Source organism: Mesorhizobium sp. LSJC269B00 (assembly GCF_000502815.1).
Lineage (GTDB): Bacteria > Pseudomonadota > Alphaproteobacteria > Rhizobiales > Rhizobiaceae > Mesorhizobium.
Genome location: NZ_AYVN01000002.1, coordinates 434,833 through 450,677 on the forward strand (window position 1 = coordinate 434,833; position 15,845 = coordinate 450,677).

Here is a 15,845-nt window from a genome sequence, read left to right on the forward strand (position 1 = left end):
AATTATCCTAGTCTTGCCCGCGCCTTCGCCGTCCAGGCATTGAACAGCCGGTCTGCGACGATGCCGATGAAAGCGATGGCGAGACCCGCGACAATGCCGCGTCCGGAATCGGCCTTGGACAGCGCGATGAAGACTTCCTGGCCGAGGTCGCGTGTGCCGACCATGGCGCAGATGATGATCATCGCCAGCGCCATCAGGATCGTCTGGTTGACGCCGAGCATGATTTCGGGAAGCGCCAAAGGAAGTTGCACGCGAAAGAAAGTCTGGCGCGGTGTGCAGCCCGACACCTTCGCCACCTCGATCAGCGCTGGCGGCACTTGCCGGATGCCGTGATTGGTGTAGCGGATCGCCGGCACCACGGCGAAGGCGACCGTTGCGATCATGGCGGTGACGTCGCCGACCCGGAACAGCATCACCACGGGAATGATGAAGCAGAAGGACGGCAGCACCTGCAGCGTGTCGATGATGGGCGTGACGATCTTTTCGAAGCGGTCGCTGCGGGCGGCCGCGAGACCGATCGGAATGCCGATCAGGCAGGCGATGAAGGCCGAGATGCCGCAGAGATAGACCGTGCCCATGGTCTTTTCCCAAAGGCCGGTGACGGCGCAGAATGCGGTCAGCGCCGCGACGAGGGCGGCGAGACGCAGGCCACCGAGCTGATAGCCGGCGAGGCCGAGCAGGGCCACCGCGCCGAGCCACGGAAAGCCTTCGCAGAAGGCGCGCAGCGGGTTCAGTACATTGAGGATGAGCGCCACGCGAAACGCTTCGATCACGTCGAAGAAGTTGATCGTCACCCAGCTCACCGCCGCCTTCCACAATGGCGCAGTGGTGAAGGTGATCGCCTTCGGCACCGCCGCGAAGGCCGGTACGAACAGGCCGAGCAGCGTCGTCACGACCAGGATGGCGATGGCCAGCGACAGATTGGGATAGCGCCGCCAAACGCTCTGGTTCACCTGCCGTTGAACGTGGCCTTTTGCCTGCTTATGCGCGATCGCCTGGCTCAGCCGGTCGAGCGCGATTGCGAGCGCCACAATGGCGAGCCCGGCTTCCATCGCTTCGCCGACCTTCAGCGCACGCAGCGCCAGCAGCACATCGTAGCCGAGGCCGCCGGCGCCGATCATCGAGGCGATGATCACCATGTTCAGCGTCAGCATGATCACCTGGTTGACGCCGATCATCAGTGTCGGCCGCGCCGACGGCAGCAGCACGCGCCACAATTTCTGCCGCGCCGTGCAGCCGGCCATCTCTGAGAAATCGTCGATCTCGGAGGGCACCCGCGACAGACCCAGCATCGTTGCTCGCACCATGGGCGGCGTGGCGAAGATGGCGGTGGCGATCATCGCCGAGACCGGGCTGTTGCCGAACAGGAGCAGCATCGGGATGAGATAGGCGAAGGTCGGGATGGTCTGCATCAAATCGAGGGCAGGTGAGATGATCAGCCGCTCGGCCCATGGCTTGCGCCACGCCCAGATGCCGGCGAACAGGCCGGTGACGATGCAGAACGGCACCGCGATGGAAATCAGCGCCAGCGTCAGCATGGCGCTGGTCCATTGGCCGAACAGCGCGGTGTAGAGGAAGCAGCCGCCGACCAGCATGCCAAGCCTTCTACCGCCCGCGGCGTGCCCGGCGATGAAGGCGGCGGCGCAGACGCCGACCCAGGACAGGCGCGGCAGGACATAGGCATCGGCGCCGTGGCCGATCTTGAGATTCTTGGCCAGCAGGTCGAGCGCGAAATCGAGCGGGACGCCGAGCACCGCGGTGATCGAGCGGGTCAGCCAGGACAAGTTCGACTTGATCCAGCGCATCAGCGCGCTGACCCAGTCGGCGACCGGGATAACCGCCTCGGCCGGATAGTCGACGGCCCAGGGCAGTCTGTCCTGCAGCAGAAACACCACCAGCACGGCGGCCAGCGCGAGAGCCCAGACCAGCAGCCAGCGCTGAACCGGCGGCGTCGTTTGGCTGGCGCTTGCCGTGACCGTCATGCGCCAGCTCTTTGCTTGTCGATGCCGGCCAGCAGTCCGATCACGGCTTGCGGCGTCACCTCGCCGATCGACTTGCCGCTGCCGTTGACCACCGCGAACGGCTTGCCCGAAGCGACGATGCTGGCCGAGAAGCTGGCGATCCTGGCGTCGGGCGAAACCGTGCCGCCATGCTCGGAGCCATCCAGGGCACGCATCAGGCTGCGCGCCGAAATCACCTTGGCGCGGTCGACATCCCGGGTGAATTCGGCGACATAGTCGGTCGCCGGATTGACCACCAGTTGCTCCGGTGTGCCGATCTGGATGACCTCGCCGTCCTTCATGATGGCGATGCGGTCGGCCAGCCTGATCGCCTCGTCGAAATCATGGGTGATGAAAACGATGGTCTTGTGCAGCATGGTCTGCAGCCGCATCAGCTCGTCCTGCATCTCGCGGCGGATCAATGGGTCAAGCGCCGAGAACGGCTCGTCGAGGAACCAGATCTCCGGCTTGGTCGCGAGGCTGCGGGCAATGCCGACGCGCTGCTGCTGGCCGCCGGAGAGTTCGCGCGGATAGAAATGCTCGCGGCCGCGTAAGCCCACGAGATCGATCACCTCCCGCGCTCTCGCTTCGCGCGTCGGCCGGTCTTGGCCCTGGATACTCAGCGGGAAGGCAATGTTCTCCAGCACGTTCAGATGCGGCAGCAGCGCGAAATTCTGGAACACCATGCCCATGCGATGGCGCCGCAGTTCGATCAGCGCCGAATCGGAAATCTTGAGCAGATCGTTGCCTTCGAATTCGACCTTGCCGTGGGTCGGCTCGACCAGCCGCGACATGCAGCGCACCAGCGTCGACTTGCCGGAGCCGGACAGCCCCATAATGATGAAAATCTCGCCCTGGCGGATTTCGAGATCGACGGCGCGCACCGCGCCGACCAGTCCGGCCGCGGCGATGTCGGCCATGCTGGCCTTGCCGTCACGCTCGCGGATGAAGCTGGCCGCGTTCGATCCGAACAGTTTCCAGACATTACGGCAGGCAAGCTTTATCGGCCGCACATCCTCCGGCGTGCCAGTTGCCTGCGGTTCAGTCGCTTCCGTCATCCAATGGTCCTTCTGGAAAATGGAGCCAGACCCGGCCGCTAGGGCCGGGTCTGGCTTCCAGTCAGGCGATCACTGCGCCCAGGCTTTCCAGTCTGCTTCGTGGGCGGCGATCCAGGCGGCGGCGACATCTTCGGGCGTCTTGCCGCCGAGGTCGATCTCGCCGCTCATCTTGTTGAGCTCATCGGTGTCGATCGTGTACGCCTTGGCCACCTTGTAGGCGACCGGCCATTTGTCCTTCATGCCGGACCAGGAGTATTTCCAGATTTCGCCATGCGGTTTGCCGCAATCATATTTGGCATCCGGGTTGGTGCCCCATTTCGGGTCGGTGTAGCACTCGGGCGTATACTCCGGGAATTCGACCCACTCGCCCTTGTACTTGGCCGGCGCCCAATGCGGCGAATAGATCCACAGCATGATCGGCGCCTTGCGCTGATAGGCCGAGTCCAACTCGGCGAACATCGCCGCGTCGGTGCCGGCATGGATGACGGTGAAGGGCAGCTTCAGCGCCTCGACGCGCTCGTCGTCAAAACCCTCCCAGGTTACCGGGCCGCCGAGATAGCGGCCCTTCGGCGCCGTCTCCGCTGTCGAGAACGCCTCGGCGCATTTCGGGTCCTTCAGCGCTTCCCAATTGGGCAGGCCGGGGCATTTCTCCTTCATATATTCGGGAAACCACCATTCCTCCTTGGCCTTCGGCCCGAGCTTGCCGAGCCGCTCGGTCTGGCCGGTGGCGTCTGAAGCCTTCATCGCTTCGCCGGCCGTCGTGTCCCAGAACTCCAGGCCGACATCAAGGTCGCCATTGGTGAGGCCGGTGGTCAGGCTGGAGAGGTAGTCGGCTGTCGGATATTCGACGGTATAGCCGAGCTTTTCGAGGATACCGCCAAGGATCTTGGCGTTGAGGTTGACGCTGGTCCAGTCGAAGAGCGCGATCTTGATCGGGTCGTTGGATTCGGGTGCTGCTGCGTGGACCGGTGATGTAAGCGCACTTGCGGCGGCAAGTGCAAGGGCTCCTATTGATAGGTTCGAAATCACACTGCGAAATGACATGCTTGTTCTCCTGTCAAACCATGTGGAAATTTCTTGACCATTCCCTTCTTGCGTCTTTTCTTGATTGTGTTGGAAAGGCGGGTCGTTGCGCAAGTTCGTTCGCACCATGCCATTGCCGCGGCCGCAACTTGCGCAGGCGAAATGGTTGCTCGACTTGGTGTTTATGTGATGCCGGGCGGGCCCGCGTCATGGCATCGGATGGATTGCTGCGTGAGCAATCGTCAACAGATCGATCGCCGCTCCAGCGGCGCTCTCAGACGTGCGAGCCATCAAGGTCCCATGGTCTCGGCCGGCGAGCCCCATCCCCGCCAAGGCCGTTTCATGAGATGAAATTATATATACCAACGTTCATGCGGCGCAACGGCTGATGCCCTGTGCACTGCGGAATTTCAGACTGGTCGATTGCCAACCGCCAGAGCTGACGTTCACGACATGATCAGGCCGCCATCGACATTGATGGTTTGGCCGGTGATGTAGGTGGCGTCGTCGCTGGCGAGAAAGCTGACCAGGCCGGACACGTCCTCGCCGCTGCCGGCGCGCCCCATCGGGATGTTCTTCACCCATTCGGCCATCAGCTCGCCGGGCTTGTAGTCACCCATCAGCTTGCCCCAGGCGGCGTCATTATAGGCCCACATGTCCGTGTCGATGATGCCGGGGCAGATGGCGTTGACGGTGATCTTTTCCTTGGCCACTTCCTTGGCCAGGCTCTGGGTAATGCCGACGACGCCGAACTTCGACGCCGCATAGTGCGGCGTGTAGATGAAACCCTGCCGCGCCTGGCCCGATGCCGTGTTGATCAGCCGGCCGCCATCGCCATGCTTGCGAATGCGCGCGATCGCTTCCTGGCAGCACAGGAACACGCCCTTGGTGTTGACGGCCATCACCTTGTCCCACTCGGCCTCGGTCATCGCCTCGATCCGGGCGATGGTGATGACGCCGGCATTCTGCACCGAAATGTCGACACGGCCGAATTCCTTCTCGGCGAGATCGTAAAGCGCTGTAACCTCATCCTTCCTGGTCACGTCCATGCGCATCGACGCGACCTTGGCGCCCCCCGCTTTAAGGCCGGCGGCGACGTCCTCGACGCGGGTATCGATGGCGCTGACCACGATCGCGGCACCTTCCTCGGCGAAGCGCTTCGCCATCGCCGCGCCGATGCCGCCGCTCGCGCCGGTGATGACCGCAGTCTTGCCTTCAAAACGCTTCTGCACTTTTCTTCTCCTACCAGCAGACAAAGCCGCCATCGACGATCAGGTCGATGCCGGTGACGTAACTCGCGGCGCGGCTGGCCAGGAACACGGTCGGGCCGACCATTTCTTCCGGCGTCGCCATGCGCCCCATGGGCGTGTCGCGTTCGAAGATCTTGATCTGTTCGGCGACCTCCGGCCGCTTGTTCATCGGCGTCAGCGTGTAGCCTGGGCTCACCACATTGACGCGCAGGCCGCGATCGGCCCATTCCATTGCGAGGCTTTTCGACATGTGGATGACCGCCGCCTTCGACGAATTGTAATGCGCCTGGGTCAGGCCGCGATTGACGATCGAGCCCGACATCGAGGCGATGTTGATGATCGAGCCCTTGCGCCGCGTCAGCATGGCGCGCGCTTCGGCCTGGCAGGACAGGAACACGCCGCTGACATTGACGTCGTAGATTTTCTGCCACTTCTCCAGCGACAGCGTCTCGGCGGCCTCGGCTCCTGCAATGCCGGCATTGTTGACGGCGATGGTCAGCGCGCCGAGCTCCTTTTCCGTGCGCTCGACTGCGGTCGCCAGGTCGGCCTCCGACGTCACCGTCCCGGTCAGCACCACCGCCTTGCGGCCAAGCGCGGCGATCCTGTGCGCGGTCTCATCCAGCCCGCCTTTCGAGGCATGGCCGAAACAGGCTATGTCGGCGCCGGCTTCGGCGAGTCCGATGGCAATGGCCTGGCCAATGCCGCTGCCGGCGCCTGTTACCAGCGCTACGTCGCCGCTGAGATCGAATAGTTTCATGTTGTTCCCCCTCCTGAAATGAAGGGGCGCCAGTCTTTGCTGGCGCCCCGCGCGGTCCGGTCCTTGGGAGGATACCACCTGCTGCGCTTTGTTCCGACTCCTGTCCTCAGCTCGTGGCGAGTTCCATCACCGCGACATTGCTCGCCTCGCTGCGGTCGAGAATGCCGCGCTGGCGGCCGCGGCTCAGCACCAGCACCCGGTGTGACAGGCCCAGCACCTCCTCGAGGTCGGAGCTGACCACCACCACCGCCATGCCGGAGCGGGCGAGGTCGGCGATCACGTCGTAGATCGCCGCACGCGCACCGACATCGATGCCGCGCGTCGGCTCATCGAGGATGAACACCTTCGGCGGTCGCGACACCCATTTGGCGATGATCACCTTCTGCTGGTTGCCGCCGGAAAGCTTGCTGACCGCCTGGCCAGGTTTGCCCTTGACCCCGAGCCTTGCGATGCCGGCTTCGGCGAATTTCTGCACCGCTTTCGGAAACACCCAGCCTTTCGGCGCGACATGGTCGAAATTGCCGAACGCCAAATTCTCGCCGATGGTCTGGTCGAGAACGACGCCTTGCGCCTTTCGGTCTTCCGGCACCAGCACGACGCCGGCCTTGATGGCTGCCGCTGGCCCGCTGAGATGCACCGGTTTGCCGGCAACGCGCACCGAGCCCGACGAGATCGGATCGGCGCCGGCGATCGCCCGCACCAGTTCGGTGCGGCCGGCGCCGATCAACCCGGCAATGCCGAGGATCTCGCCTGCTTTGACCGAGAAGGAAACGTTGTTGAAGCTCTTCTCCGGCGAGGACAGGTTGTCGACCTCGAGCAGCGTCTCCTCGCGCGGTGGCGACAGATGCGGGAACATCCGCTCGACCGAGCGGCCGACCATCTGCTCCACCACTGTGCGCACGGGAATATCGGCGCGCTCGTGGCGGGCGACGATGCGTCCGTCGCGCATCACCACCACGCGGTCGGCAATCTGCGCGATCTCGTCGAGACGATGGCTGATATAGATGAAGGACATGCCTTCCGCCTTGAGCTTGCGGATCTGCTGGAACAAAAGCTCCGTTTCCTCGCCGCCAAGCGCTGCGGTCGGTTCGTCGAAGATCAGCAATTCGGCATTCAGCGTCAGCGCCTTGGCGATCTCGACCTGCTGCTGGGCGGCGATGCGCAGCGTGCCCACCTTGCGCTCGGGCGAGACGTCGAGGCCAAGCCGCTTCAACTGCGCCGAGGCATTGGCGTTCATTGCTGCGCGGTCGATGCGGCCGCCGCGCATCGGCAGGCGCCCGACATAGACGTTTTCCGCCACCGACAGATCCGGCAGCAGCTTCAGTTCCTGATGGATCATGCCCACACCGGCATCGATTGCCGCGGCAGGCGAGGCGGGGGAATAAGGTTTCCCCCGCCAGATGATGGTGCCCGCGTCGGGCCGGGTCGAGCCGGCGATGATATTGGACACCGTCGACTTGCCGGCGCCGTTTTCGCCGAGCAGCGCCACAACCTCGCCCGGCCGCACCTCAAAGCTTGCATCGGCCAGGACCTGGACCGGTCCGTAGCTCTTGCAAAGGCCGTTGACGAAGAGCCCGTTGTGCGGGCTTTCGCTGTGGCGAGGATCAGGAGACATCGTGGCGCTCTCTTAAGCGGTGCCGGTCGTTACGGATGCTTGGCGATGAACTGCTCGACATTGTCCTTGGTGGTCAGCGTCGCATCCTGCAGCTGTTCGGCCGGAACGCTCTCGCCCGCCACCAGCTTGATCGCCGCATCGACGGCGAGCCGGCCCATGCCTTGCGTCTGCTGCGTCGCGGTGACGTCGAACACGCCGTCCTTCAGCGCCTTGAGCGCGGCCACGTCGCCATCGAAGCCGGCAACCCAGACCTTGTGGCCGGGATTGGCGACCTTGACCGCCTGTGCCGCACCCAGCGCCAGCGCATCGGCCTGGCCGATGACGATGGAGACATCGGGATGCGACTGCAAAAGGTCCTGCGTCAGCTTGAAGCCTTCGTCCTGGTGCCAGCCTTCGCTCCACAATTCGCCGACCACCTTGATATCGGGATAGGCCTTGAGCGCTTCGCCGCAGCCCTTCGAGCGATCCACTTCCGGCGTGGTGCCCTTCTGGCCGTGGATGATGATCAGTTCGCCTTTGCCGCCGGCCTGCTTGGCGATGTAGTCGCACACCGCCTGCGCCGAGGCGACACTGTTGGTGGCGATGAAGGTGTCGCCGGGCGCGCCGTCGGCGTTGCGGTCGACATTGACGACCGGGATGCCGGCAGCCTTGGCGGTCTTGGTCGGCACGGTGGCGGCTGTGGCGCCGGCCGGAATGTAGATCAGCGCGTCGATGTTCTGCGTGATCAGATCCTGCACCTGGCTGACCTGGGTCGCTGAATCGCCCTTGGCGTCGACGGTGACGATCTCGATGCCCTTCTCCTTGCCGTAGGCTTCGACCGACTGCTTGATCTGGTTGAAGAAGTCGGCCTGCAAATTGGCCACGGCGAGGCCGAGTTTCTTGGCCTCCTTGGCCGAGGCCATGTCGGTCAGCCCGAGCATAGGAATGATGGCGGCAGCGGCGAGCAGCAGTGAACGTTTGGTCAGCATGTTTTTCCTCCGTTGATAGTCAAACTGTCCCGCCAGCGCATCGCGCCCCTTGGAACATCCCAGTTTCGGATCGACCGATCCGTCTATCGCCCGGACGCTCCGGGCGAATTCTCAATTGTGCCCCGTTCTCTATCGCGCCCTGCGCCGCCAGGTATCGCTGGCGACCGCCAGCGCGATCACCACGCCGATCACCACCTGCTGGATGAAGGGCGAGACGCCGAGCAGATTGAGCCCGTTGCGCAGCACGCCGATGATGAGTACGCCGACCGCGGTGCCGCCGATCGAGCCGATGCCGCCCGACAGGCTGGCGCCGCCGATCACCACCGCCGCGATGGTGTCGAGCTCATAGCCGAGGCCGGAACTCGGCTGCACCGAATCCAGCCGCGCGGCGAGCACGATGCCGGCAAGACCCGCAAGTACGGCGCAGATGGCGTAGACCCAGTTGGTCAGTGACTTCACCGGAATGCCGGAGAGCCGCGCCACCTCGGCGCTGCCGCCGATGGCGTAAAGGCTGCGGCCGGTGGCGCGGTAGTTGAGGAAGATGGCGAAGACGATCGCCAGCACCATCATCACCCCGACTGTGACCGACAGGAAGCCGAAATGGCGGATGATCGACAGGCTGGTGAACCAGTCGGGAAAGCCGACAATCTGCGAACCGTCGGTGATCATATTGGCAAGACCGCGCGCCACCGACATCATCGCCAGCGTCGCGATGAACGGCGGCAGCCGGGTGACGGTCACCAGCAGGCCGGACACCAGTCCGCAAAGGCCGGCGACGACCAGTGCTGCGACTACGCCGGCCGCAAGGCCGAGATTGAGATAGTCGGGGTGGGAGACAAAGCCCATCACCATGGCGGCCAGCGCCAGCACCGAGCCGACCGAGAGATCGATGCCGCCGATCAGGATCACCAGCGTCATCCCGATTGCCATGATGCCGAGCACCGTGATCTGGTCAAGTACGTTGAGGATGTTGCGCACGGTGAGGAACGTGTCGGTGGTCAGCGTCAGCGCCAGGCAAAGCAGCAGCAGCCCGATCAGCGGCCCCATGGTTCCGGCAAACAGCGCCGAAAGCTTCGCGGCCGTCGCACCTTGAGTGCCGGGCGCGGCTTTCAACTCGCCAGCCTTCGACTCGCTTGCATCATTACTCACGGCCACTTCGTCTCCTCCGTCAGCGAAACGACGATGGCCTGCCGTCCGCTCTTGTTCACCAGGCACCTCCCTGTGAACAATTTATCTTTGATATGCAATTTTGTTCAGCTAAACTGTTCATTAGAAAATTGTCAAGAGCCGTTGCGCCATTCGGCGGTGGTTTGCGCCACAGGGCGGTTTGTCCTAGGGAAGGCCAGGGGGCGGCGCTTGCGGAAAGATTTCCGAAATCTGCCGCGGGAGGGCAAAAGATGGCGACCGTCGAAAACGAGAAGGCCTCGCGCTTCCCCGATGCCGAGCTCAAGGCCCGGGCCGCCTGGCATTACTATGTCGAAGGTCTGACGCAAGAGCGCATTTCCGAGATCCTCGGCGTCGGCCGCATCAAGGTGCACCGCATTCTCTCCGCTGCGCGAGAGGAGGGCATCGTGCAGTTCCGCATTCGCGACAGTGTCGTCGAATGCGTGCAGCTCGAGGAGAGCCTGAAGCAGCGCTTTGGGCTAAGCCAGGCGGTCGTGGTGCCGTCGGCCGCCGACCGCAGCAACGCGCCGCTGATGATCGGCCACGCGGCTGCCGCCTATCTCGCCGACAACGTCAATGCCGGCGACGTCATTGCGCTGGGCTGGGGCCGGACGCTGAAATTCGCCATCAACGAATTGCCGAGGCGGCCGATTGCCAGGACGACGGTCGTCTCGATGCTCGGCGGCCTTACCCACGCGCAGCCGCTCAACCCGACCGAAAGCGCCTGGGAGTTCGCCGAAAAGATCGGCGCTGAATGTTTCCTGCTGCCGGTGCCGGTCTATGCCGACAAGCCGGAACAGCGCGATGCCTTCATGAGCCAGCGCAGCGTTCAGGATGTCGTCTTCCGCGCGCGCCGCGCCAACATCGCCGTGCTCAGCGTCGGCTCGTTTTCCAAGGACAGCCCGATCGCCAATTACGGCTTCATCAAACCGAGCGAACTCGAGGAATTGCAGGCGGCCGGCGCGGTCGGCGACCTCTTGTGCCATTTCATCGACGCCGAGGGCCACCCTGTCGACCATGAGGTCAACCGCCGCGTCTGCGCCTATCCGCTGCAGGATCTGTCCGATATTCCGAGCATCATCCTGGTGTCAGGCGGTCAGGAGAAGGTCGCCGTCATGCGCGCGGCGCTCGCCAACACCAGGATTTCGGTGCTCATTACCGATGAGGATGCGGCCAAAGGCCTACTCAACCGTTGAGCGCTGTCGGCCTCGGTCAGAATTCGCAGGGCTCCGGACGACTGTCGTCCGACCAGTCGGCCAGTGCGATCGGCACGAATTTTCCCGCGACCGGTTTGCCGTCGTCCAGGTCCTTTGAAGCGGTGCCTTTGCCGGTGAGAAAATTGATGTCGCAGCCGCCCAGCGTCGTCTCGACCGAGCCGTCGGCTTTCTGCACATTCCAGTCCCAGTCGCGACTGTAGCCGGCGACAAGGAATTTACCGCCGCGCCAGACGATGGTCAGCGTTGTATCCCATGATTTGTTGGCGCCGCAGCCGAAGCACGAGGTGACGGCAAGCGATCCCTTACCCTTGCTTTCGAGCCCGAGAATACGGTCCTGCGTCAGCGCCTTTTTGACAAAGTCAGGCTTGCGCGAAGGATCGAGCTTTCCTTCGCCGGCAGCCAGATAGATCGAGAGATCCGCCAGCCCGCTGTCGGAATCCGCCGCGATCGCGGCCCGATCCATCCTGCCGTCATTGTCCATGTCGAGCGTGACCTCGAAGGGCGGCTCGTCCTGCGCACGCGCCGTCATCGGAGCTGCCGCAAGCGCGACAATCCAGGGCAGGGCGGCAAGGTGAAATACTGCTTTCATGAGCCCGATGAGTCTAGCATTGGCCGGGCAGGACGCAAAATCGGCAAGCTGGGCAGGTTGGGCATGGGAGCCTCACGCAGGCAAGCTGCGCTTGAACTCAGATCGCACCGAGCCGCGCGTGGATGTCGCGTGTCGCGTGATAGAGGTCGCGGTAGATCGACTTGCGCGCCCGGTAAGCCGGCACCAGCGTCATATCCGGATCGACACACCTGGCCGGCGCCGCCGCCATTGCCTTGGCGGCGTCTTCCGCCGAGGCGAACCAGCCGATCGCCGAAGCCGCCAGCATGGCCGCGCCAAGAGCCGCCGCCTCGTTGACCGGCGACACGAACAGCGGCCGCTCCAGCACGCTGGCCATGATCTTCATCAGCAGCGCCGAATTGGTGCCGCCGCCGGCGGCAATCATCTCTCCCGGCTTGCCGCCGCTTTCGGCCTCCATCGCCTCGCTGGCGATGGCTTGCTCCAAAGCGATGCCTTCCAGCGTTGCGCGGAAGAGATGCCTGGGCTCATGGTCGAGCGACAGGCCAACAACGGCGCCGCGCGCCGCGCCATCCCAATAGGGGCTCATGACGCCGGCCCAATAGGGCATGACCAAAAGACCGTCGCTGCCGGCCGCAACATCGACCGCACCCTTCTCCAGTTCTGCCGCGGAAGACGCGCCGGTGGTGCGCACGATCCAGTCGACCAGTTGCATGCCCGAGCGCAGCACGGTTTCCAGCATGAAGCCCGAACCGGTGGGCGAGACCAGCGTGCGAAACGCGTCCGATGTGGTGACCGTGCCGGAATAGCAGCCGCTGACGACGCCGGAGCCGAGCGAGAGATAGCTCCTGCCGGCACCATAGACGCCCATGCCGAGACCCATGGCCTGGCCATCGCCGGCGCCGGCGACAATTGGCGTGCCCGCTTTGAGGCCAGTCAGCTGGGCAATGCTTTCGGCAAGGCCGCCGCAGATTTCGCCTGGGCCGATCAGCGCCGGCAACTGCCGTGGCTGCAGCCCTGCAGCCGCGACAAGCTCAGGGTGCCATTCGCCTGTCGCGACATCGAGCAAGCCGAGCGGGTCGGCACTTGCCGTGCTGGTTACCAGCCGTGCGGTCAGCCGGTGAACGAAGAAGCCATGAACATCGACCAGGGCGGCGGCGTTGGCCAGCACCTGCGGCTGGTGTTCCGCCAGCCAGGCGATGGCATAGAGCGCCGGCGTCGGATCCGGCGGCTTGCCGCTCCAGTCGCGGATCGTCTCGCGGCCAAGCTCGGCCGACAGCTTGGCGACTTGAGGCCGGGCGCGCTCGTCAAGCCACAGGATCGCCGGGATGAGCGGCGTGCCGGCCTGATCGATCAGGGTGAAGGTCTCGCGCTGATGGGCTATGGCAATTGCCGCCACGCGCGCGGCGCCGACCTTGTCGGCAACCTGCTTCAGCGCACTGACGAGGGCTGCCCACCAATGTTCGGCATCCTGCTCGAAATGGCCGGGCTTCGGATTGGCCAGCGGATAGGCCTCGCGCGCCTGGAACAGCTCCGCGCCGTCGCCGGTGAAGGCGATTGCCTTCACCGCCGTCGTCGAGGCATCGATCCCGATAACGACATCGTCCATCACAGGGAGATCCCGAAGGTTCAGGCGGCGTTGGTCACAAACTGTCCGTCCGACTGGTCGAGACGGCGGCGGATCTGCGTTATCACCATCGAATCGTCGGGTACACAATTTTCATAGGTGAGGAAGTCGCCGGTCTTGACCGGCTTGACCACCTTGGCGCGTTCGGCAATCCCGAGCGGCAGCGCGCCCTTGGCGCGGGCGTCCTCCCAGGTCATGGCGAAGCCGCGATAGTCGTTCTCGCCGATCATGCCGAGCGATTGGCCCACGCCGAGATCGCTCTTGGCCACCGCCACCGCTTCGGCGACCGGATGGTCGAGCGGCTCCATGTCGGCGCGCTTGTAGACAACGGCGCGCGCCGCCGACAGCGGCACTTCAAGGCTTGTCAGGTGATAGGGACGGTAGATCGTGAAATAGGGACCCTTGCCGACCTTGAGGTCGACCATGCGCTCCAGCACGCGCGGATGCCTCGTTTCGATGATGCAGAACACGCCGGGCGCCACGCCCTTGCCGATGGAATAGTCGACCACGCCCTTGCGGTGCAGCACGCCGCCATCCTCGCGCGGGCAAAGCACGCTGGCCAGTTCCTCCAGCGTCGCCGTCGGGCCGTGCATGCCCGGCACGTCGGGCACCAGCCCGGTGGCGTTGGCAATCGCCACCATCTCGATCGCCGTCTTGGAACCGTCGACGAACTCGACCAGCATGCGCGCATTCATATTGCGCTCGGCCGCTTCCTTCTCGTAGTCGGCGGGCATGGCGTCGATCTTGAGCGGGTTGTTCTTGCCCTTGCCGGCGGCGATGATGTTGAAGCCGAGGCTCTTGGCGAAGCCGATGATCTCCAGCGTGCAGGCGGGTTCGTCGCCGGCCGCACCGGTGTAGACCACGCCGGCCTTGCGCGCTTCCTCCTTGAGGAAGCGGCCGATCGTAATGTCCGCCTCGACATTGAGCATGACGATGTGCTTGCCGTTCTTCATCACTTCGAGCGCAAACAGCGTGCCGATGTTGGGATTGCCTGTCGCGTCGATGATGACATCAATGCGGCCGGCCGCGGCCAGCGCATGCAGATCTTCGGTGACAGCGATCTTGCCGGCCTCGATGGCGCGGTCGATGGCAGAGGCGTTCGCAGCCTGGACGATGTCGGAGCGGTCATGGCCGGCGAGCAGTGCGGCATCGATCGCCGCTTGCGGGCGCACCTCGGAAATGGCACCGATCCGCATGCCCGGCATCAGCGCCACCTGGACGACGATGTCGGTGCCCATCTGCCCGGCGCCGGCGAGACCGATGGTGATAGGCCCTTGGGCTTCAGCGCGCTGCAGAAGTTCCGCTGCAAATTGCGGATGGGCCATATCGCTTCCTCCAGTCACGACGCGCCGCAGCGTCAAATCATCATTTTGAACATTCCTATTTCCATTTGAAAAATATTTCAACCCGCAAATCGGAGAATGGCTGCAGGACCAAATCTCCCACGGAGGATTCGTGGGGTGACAGCTTCATGCTGCGCTTGATCTCAACCGATCTCTAGGAAAGGCTTGCCAAGCAGGTCGGGCACGACATCGATGCCGAGGCCGGGCCCGTCGGGAATGCCCATGTGGCTGCCGGTGACCGGTGGGGCGTTGGAGGCCGTGCGCACCGTCACCCACTCATGGAAGGCGATGGCATGCAGCCGGCGTTCTTCCGGCGTCGACAGCGACAGATGCGCCATCGCCGCCGTGTCGATCTCGGCGCCGCCCGTATCCTCGACGGTGATCATGAAACCGAGATCGACGGCGACGTCGCGGATTTGCCTTGTCCTGGTTACGCCGCCCAGCCGCGAAATCTTCAGCGTCAGCCCATCGGCGGCGCCCAGGCGATAGATTTCCACCATCGCCTCGAGCGAGATGACGCTCTCGTCCAGCACCATCGGCTTGTCGAGCATGCGGCGCACCGACATGTTCTCCTCGATCGTCGTGCAGGGCTGCTCGAACGTGTAGTCGATGCCGCGCGTTGCGTCGGCGAACTGCCGTGCCTGATAGGGCGTCCAGCCGGCATTGGCGTCGCAGAAAATCACCGTGCCTTTCGGCACGGCCGAAGCGACTGCGCTCACCCGCTCGATGTCGTCATGCACATTGCCGCCGACCTTGACCTGCAGCCGCCGGCAGCCTTCCGCGATGATCCTTTTGGCCAGTGCCGCCATCTGGTCGAGCGTGCCGTGGGTGACGACGCGGTAGGTCTCCGCCATGTCGCTCTCGCGGCCGCCAAGCATGGTCACCAGCGGCACGTCGGCGGCCCGGGCCGCCAGATCCCAGCAGGCCATGTCGAGCGCCGACTTGATGTAGGGATGGCCCTTGAACACCGTATCCATCAATCGGCCGATGCCGGCGAGGCCACGCGGGTCCTGGCCGATCAGGTGCGGCGCGATCTCGACCACGCCCGCGCGCGTTCCCGCCGGAAACGCGGCCGAATAGAAATTGCCGAGCGGCGCCATCTCGCCCCAGCCGGTCACGCCGCTGTCGGAGGTGATGGCGACGATCACCGCGTCGAAGCAGTCTGCAACCCGCCCCTTTGACATGCGGTAGGGCCCGTCCACGAAGGGCTGCACGACGCGATAGGCCTTGATGGTTTTGATCTGCACTTGTCTGTCCG

The 15,845-nt window shown here is 64.2% G+C and carries 13 protein-coding genes; 1 reads left to right on the forward strand and 12 read right to left on the reverse strand.

Translation table 11 applies throughout. The features are described from left to right. Positions 1-2: 2 nt before the first annotated feature. The 8 genes from X771_RS158420 to X771_RS158385 form a co-directional block, all read right to left on the reverse strand. Positions 3-1,982: an ABC transporter permease subunit gene (locus X771_RS158420; protein ID WP_023668535.1), complete on the reverse strand. Its 1,980-nt coding sequence runs from the start codon at positions 1,980-1,982 to the stop codon at positions 3-5. Further along, positions 1,979-3,058 carry a glycine betaine/L-proline ABC transporter ATP-binding protein gene (locus X771_RS158415; RefSeq protein WP_023668534.1) on the reverse strand — a complete coding sequence of 360 codons (1,080 nt, stop codon included), beginning with the start codon at positions 3,056-3,058 and terminating at the stop codon, positions 1,979-1,981. The genes X771_RS158420 and X771_RS158415 overlap by 4 nt, the downstream gene beginning before the upstream one ends. Positions 3,059-3,127: 69 nt before the next feature. Beyond that, on the reverse strand, positions 3,128-4,102 hold the full coding sequence (locus X771_RS158410; RefSeq protein WP_023687070.1) for an ABC transporter substrate-binding protein: 975 nt from the start codon (positions 4,100-4,102) through the stop codon (positions 3,128-3,130). 425 nt (positions 4,103-4,527) lie between these two features. Continuing rightward, positions 4,528-5,313, reverse strand: coding sequence for an SDR family oxidoreductase (locus X771_RS158405; protein WP_023687071.1), 786 nt, complete (start codon positions 5,311-5,313; stop codon positions 4,528-4,530). Positions 5,314-5,323: 10 nt separating this feature from the next. Further along, complete coding sequence (locus X771_RS158400; RefSeq protein ID WP_023684416.1) at positions 5,324-6,088, reverse strand: SDR family oxidoreductase; 765 nt, start codon at positions 6,086-6,088, stop codon at positions 5,324-5,326. Between the two features lie 106 nt (positions 6,089-6,194). After that, positions 6,195-7,703, reverse strand: coding sequence for a sugar ABC transporter ATP-binding protein (locus tag X771_RS158395; RefSeq protein ID WP_023687072.1), 1,509 nt, complete (start codon positions 7,701-7,703; stop codon positions 6,195-6,197). Between the two features lie 29 nt (positions 7,704-7,732). Beyond that, a complete protein-coding gene (locus X771_RS158390) occupies positions 7,733-8,671 on the reverse strand; it encodes a sugar ABC transporter substrate-binding protein (RefSeq protein ID WP_023668529.1) in 939 nt (312 codons plus the stop codon). Between the two features lie 129 nt (positions 8,672-8,800). Next, positions 8,801-9,826, reverse strand: a complete 1,026-nt coding sequence (locus X771_RS158385; RefSeq protein WP_023687073.1) for an ABC transporter permease — start codon at positions 9,824-9,826, stop codon at positions 8,801-8,803. 242 nt (positions 9,827-10,068) lie between these two features. On the opposite strand from X771_RS158385, the gene X771_RS158380 reads away from it, so the two are divergent. Then, positions 10,069-11,031: a sugar-binding transcriptional regulator gene (locus tag X771_RS158380; protein ID WP_023668527.1), complete on the forward strand. Its 963-nt coding sequence runs from the start codon at positions 10,069-10,071 to the stop codon at positions 11,029-11,031. 16 nt (positions 11,032-11,047) lie between these two features. On the opposite strand, the gene X771_RS1000000165825 is transcribed toward X771_RS158380, so the two are convergent. The 4 genes from X771_RS1000000165825 to X771_RS158365 all read right to left on the reverse strand — a co-directional run bounded on the left by X771_RS1000000165825 (position 11,048) and on the right by X771_RS158365 (position 15,834). After that, positions 11,048-11,641: a hypothetical protein gene (locus X771_RS1000000165825; protein ID WP_023687074.1), complete on the reverse strand. Its 594-nt coding sequence runs from the start codon at positions 11,639-11,641 to the stop codon at positions 11,048-11,050. A gap of 97 nt (positions 11,642-11,738) precedes the next feature. Then, on the reverse strand, positions 11,739-13,226 hold the full coding sequence (locus tag X771_RS158375) for an FGGY family carbohydrate kinase (protein ID WP_023687075.1): 1,488 nt from the start codon (positions 13,224-13,226) through the stop codon (positions 11,739-11,741). A 20-nt stretch (positions 13,227-13,246) separates the two neighbouring features. After that, positions 13,247-14,569, reverse strand: a complete 1,323-nt coding sequence (locus X771_RS158370) for a homoserine dehydrogenase (protein WP_023687076.1) — start codon at positions 14,567-14,569, stop codon at positions 13,247-13,249. A 161-nt stretch (positions 14,570-14,730) separates the two neighbouring features. Continuing rightward, positions 14,731-15,834, reverse strand: a complete 1,104-nt coding sequence (locus X771_RS158365) for a mandelate racemase/muconate lactonizing enzyme family protein (RefSeq protein WP_023687077.1) — start codon at positions 15,832-15,834, stop codon at positions 14,731-14,733. Between the last annotated feature and the right edge of the window lie 11 nt (positions 15,835-15,845).

Excerpts from the sequence above, each read along its gene's own strand:
- X771_RS158420 (WP_023668535.1), bottom strand. The coding sequence starts at position 1,982 with ATGACGGTCACGGCAAGCGCCAGCCAAACGACGCCGCCGGTTCAGCGC.
- X771_RS158415 (WP_023668534.1), bottom strand. The coding sequence starts at position 3,058 with ATGACGGAAGCGACTGAACCGCAGGCAACTGGCACGCCGGAGGATGTG.
- X771_RS158410 (WP_023687070.1), bottom strand. The coding sequence starts at position 4,102 with ATGTCATTTCGCAGTGTGATTTCGAACCTATCAATAGGAGCCCTTGCA.
- X771_RS158400 (WP_023684416.1), bottom strand. The coding sequence starts at position 6,088 with ATGAAACTATTCGATCTCAGCGGCGACGTAGCGCTGGTAACAGGCGCC.
- X771_RS158395 (WP_023687072.1), bottom strand. The coding sequence starts at position 7,703 with ATGTCTCCTGATCCTCGCCACAGCGAAAGCCCGCACAACGGGCTCTTC.
- X771_RS158390 (WP_023668529.1), bottom strand. The coding sequence starts at position 8,671 with ATGCTGACCAAACGTTCACTGCTGCTCGCCGCTGCCGCCATCATTCCT.
- X771_RS158380 (WP_023668527.1), top strand. The coding sequence starts at position 10,069 with ATGGCGACCGTCGAAAACGAGAAGGCCTCGCGCTTCCCCGATGCCGAG.
- X771_RS1000000165825 (WP_023687074.1), bottom strand. The coding sequence starts at position 11,641 with ATGAAAGCAGTATTTCACCTTGCCGCCCTGCCCTGGATTGTCGCGCTT.
- X771_RS158375 (WP_023687075.1), bottom strand. The coding sequence starts at position 13,226 with ATGGACGATGTCGTTATCGGGATCGATGCCTCGACGACGGCGGTGAAG.
- X771_RS158370 (WP_023687076.1), bottom strand. The coding sequence starts at position 14,569 with ATGGCCCATCCGCAATTTGCAGCGGAACTTCTGCAGCGCGCTGAAGCC.